The sequence below is a fragment of the Calothrix sp. CCY 0018 genome (assembly GCF_963920925.1).
Classification (GTDB): Bacteria; Cyanobacteriota; Cyanobacteriia; order Cyanobacteriales; family Nostocaceae; genus Rivularia.
Window position 1 is genome coordinate 1 of the sequence record NZ_CAWUDI010000098.1, and the last position, 3968, is coordinate 3968.

The 3968-nt window shown below is 40.5% G+C and carries 3 protein-coding genes; all 3 read left to right on the forward strand.

What is annotated here, in order from left to right; all coding sequences use genetic code 11:
- Positions 1 to 1290: cadherin-like domain-containing protein (locus tag ACM03V_RS34200; RefSeq protein WP_414625265.1), on the forward strand; the 1290-nt coding region annotated here is incomplete at its 5' end.
- A 44-nt stretch (positions 1291 to 1334) separates the two neighbouring features.
- Entirely contained in the window at positions 1335 to 2936 is a 1602-nt protein-coding gene (locus ACM03V_RS34205) for an Hsp70 family protein (protein ID WP_414625266.1), read from the forward strand.
- Between the two features lie 99 nt (positions 2937 to 3035).
- Positions 3036 to 3620: a Uma2 family endonuclease gene (locus tag ACM03V_RS34210; protein ID WP_414625267.1), complete on the forward strand. Its 585-nt coding sequence runs from the start codon at positions 3036 to 3038 to the stop codon at positions 3618 to 3620.
- Positions 3621 to 3968: the final 348 nt, after the last annotated feature.

The following is a 3968-nucleotide window of genomic DNA, read 5'->3' on the forward strand; positions in this document are numbered from 1 at the left end:
TGTACCTTTGTTACTCCTTATTTTTTCTTATTACCCCGATTTACTGAGCGCATACATAAAACCTTTGTAGGGGATAACTTCACCGCCACCCTAACCCCAGACGGTAGCCACCTCGACCCCACAGTGCATCCCTACGACTTAATGAACACCACCTTAAAACCGGGAGTTCGTAAATTACCATCCTTGTTAAACCTACAAATACTCAACTTTTTACATGGGAGTGAGGGAGTGAGAGAAGGAGTGAGTGAGGGAACCTTGATTGCACCGCTTACTTCTACCCCGTTATACGGAATTAACAACGGAACATTCGACACTCAAGAAACTTGGTCAACCCGTGGTGCAGCAAACATAATTGACCAACAAGCAGTCCTCACCGAAGAATCCCGTTTAAACAGCAACTTCACCCAAGACTTCATCATCCCCGACCAAGCAAAATACCTACAATTCACCATCTTAGAATCCGACTTAGATAGCAGCAACCTCGCTCCCGGCGACGCTTTTGAAGTCGCCCTCCTCAACACCAACACCTTCGCTCCCCTAGTAGGAACCGCAACCGGAATTAATCAAACCGACGCACTGCTCAACATCCAACACGACGGCAATGCATACTTTAGCAATAAAGTCAAACTATCCGGCGCACAATCAAGCGGTGATTCAATCGACCTCAACAGCACCCGCACTATCACAGTAGATATCCGCGACATAGCCGCCAATACAGAAGCTACTTTATACTTCGACCTCTTAGGCTTCGGCAGCAAACAAAGTAGAGTAATTATAGATAACGTCCGCATCCTTACCGACGATATACTTATCCCCATCGCCAACAACGATAAAGTTAGCACCAATCAAGGACAACCCGTAATAATCAACGTCCTAGATAACGATAGCGACGCAGATGGCACAATCAACCCCAGCGCGATCGCAATATCTACCGCACCAACTAACGGCACTATTACGATCAACGACGACAACACAATTACCTACACTCCCAACAGCAATCAACCAGGTGCCGACACCTTCACCTACACCGTTCAAGACGACGAAGGAAACACCTCAAATACAGCCACGGTAAACATTGCGATCGACAATACAGCCCCAAGCATTAATCAAATAACCGTAGAACCCAATATTGGCGAAGGAATAGCCGCCACCTTCAGTGCTACTGCAACCGATGAAGGAGAAATTACGTATACCAAAATCGTCTTTGAAGGTAGAATTAATCTGAAGGGGGTATGCAAAATTTTGGGAGACATAGCAGTGCTACGTCTATACATCAGTTTTATGTTTTGATTCAAATTTTCTTTTTTTAATTTATCAATTTTTATTTATAAAAAATGGCAATAGCAATAGATTTTGGCACTAGTAACACCGTCATTGCTCGCTGGAACCCGGTAACTCAGCAGCCAGAAACTTTAAATATACCGGAATTATCTATTCAACAAGGTTTGAATCCACCGTTAATTCCTAGTTTGTTATATGTGGAAGATGCTTCAAAAAAACAAGTTTTAGTTGGACAACAGGTAAGGAATCGCGGTGTTGATATTAAAGGTGACTCGCGATTTTTCCGCAGTTTTAAACGTGGGATTGGTGCAGATATTCAAGGTTTTTTACCGGAATTAGATGGACAAAATATTACTTTTGAACGAGTTGGGGAATGGTATCTGCAAAAAGTAATTGAACAATTATCTTCTATGGAAGGTGGTTTGGATTCTTTGGTATTAACCGTTCCCGTAGACAGTTTTGAAGCTTATCGTCACTGGTTGGGAAAGGTTTGCGAACCGCTAGCTGTGGAACAAGTGCGGATGCTGGATGAACCCACAGCAGCGGCTTTGGGCTATGGTTTAACTGAAGAAGATTTGTTACTAGTAGTTGACTTTGGTGGCGGAACTTTAGATTTATCTTTGGTGCGTTTGGATCGAAGCGTGCAGCAACAAAGTAAGAAACCTTTGGGATTTTTATTAAAGTTTGGCAATAAGTCTTTAGCAGAAGATTCCAAACAAAAGGTCAAAACTGCTCGCGTACTTGCGAAAGCCGGTCAAAATTTGGGTGGTACGGATATTGATAATTGGTTAACAGATTACTTTGCGAAAACTCAAGATTTAACTGTAAGTCCGTTGACAACAAGGCTCGCGGAAAAGGTGAAAATTCAGCTTTCTACCCAAAATCAAGCCAGCGAAGTTTATTTCAACGACGAGACATTTGAAAGTTACGAATTAGAATTAAACCGCGATGCTTTTGAAAGTATTTTGCAAGAACACTCGTTTTTTGCACTACTTGACGAATCGATGGCGCAATTATTGCAGCAAGCACGCCGCCAAGGTATAGAAGTTGCAGATATTAACGCTGTATTGTTAGTTGGGGGTACTTCCCAAATTCCAGCGGTGCAGACATGGATAAAAAATTACTTCGATGCCGATAAAATTCGTAGCAAACAAGCATTTGAAGCGATCGCCCACGGTGCATTACAACTAGCGCAAGGTATGGAAATCAAAGATTTTCTTTATCACAGCTACGGAATCCGCTATTGGAATCGCCGCCAAAACTGTCATAGCTGGCATCCAATCGTAAAAGAAGGGCAGCCCTACCCAATGAATAAACCAGTAGAGCTATATTTGGGTGCATCCTTAGAAAATCAACCCAGCATAGAATTAATTATCGGAGAATTAGGAGCAGAAACCGGCGGCACCGAAGTTTATTTTGATGGCGATCGCTTAATTACTCGTCGTGCAGAAAGCAGCGAAACTACAGTAAAACCCCTCAACGACAGCGATGGTGCAAGAAACATTGCTAATTTAACACCACCGGGATTTCCGGGAAGCGATCGAGTTAAGGTATTTTTAGAAGTTGATAGTGAAAGGTTTTTGAGAATTACCGTTGAAGACTTATTAGCTGGTGAAACGCTTTTAGAAAATCAAATTGTGGCGCAGTTGAGTTAATGGGGATTGGGCAGAGGGCATTGGATAATTAATCTACAATCATAATGTAGAGATGTTGTAGTGCAACGTCTTTAGGTATTGAAATTTTTAATAAAAGTTATGCAAAGTACAGAAACTACAATTCAACTTCGTTTGTGGACAGTTAAGGAATACCATCGGATGGCAGAAGCTGGTATTTTTGATGAAGACGAACGAGTTGAGCTTTTAGAAGGAAAGATTATTTGGATGAGTGCTATAGGAACAGCCCATCGTTCTGCTGTAGGAAGAACAGACTATTTACTTAAAAATCTTTTAGAAAATCGGGCTTGGGTATCAATTCAAGATCCAATACAGTTAGATGATTATTCAGAACCAGAGCCAGATATTGCAGTTGTAAAAATTGACGCATTAGACTACGCAGACCATCATCCTACACCTGATGAAGTTTATTTAGTTATCGAAGTTGCTGATACTACCTTTAAAAAAGATTGCGAAACAAAAGGGAAAGCTTACGCAGCAGCAGGTATTGTAGATTATTGGGTTTTAGATGTGATTAATCGTCAGCTTCATGTATTTAGAGACATAGGTGAAAATGGTTATAAAAGTGAAGTTATATTAAAGGAAAATGAGAGTATTTCGCCTTTGAGTTTTCCCCATTTGAAGATTGATATATTGGAAATGCTACCGCCAGTAGTTGGTAAATAGTAAATCACTCTAACTTATACTCTAATTGTTCTAATTCCCATTTCACCAAATTTATAACTCTTTTATCTTCAAATTTATTTAACTACTTATAGGTAATGAACGAATACGGATGCGAGTTTTTTCAAAAATAACTACGCTTCCTTCTTCCAAAGCATCTTGAACTGAAAGTAAATTTGCTAGTAAAATTTCCAATTGTTTTTCAGGTATACGTTCGGTGTTACGACGGAATAAAATTACTGATGGTTTGCTTTCTTACCTTAATGCTAACAAAGTACCGAAATCGGTGTCCGCATAAATACAGCAGATTGCAGCTTTATGAGGTACAGTAACAGCAATTAGTAAACCAGT

What these genes read in the sequence shown, in the direction of transcription:
- ACM03V_RS34205 (WP_414625266.1), top strand. Translation starts at nt 1,335, where the DNA reads ATGGCAATAGCAATAGATTTTGGCACTAGTAACACCGTCATTGCTCGC.
- ACM03V_RS34210 (WP_414625267.1), top strand. Translation starts at nt 3,036, where the DNA reads ATGCAAAGTACAGAAACTACAATTCAACTTCGTTTGTGGACAGTTAAG.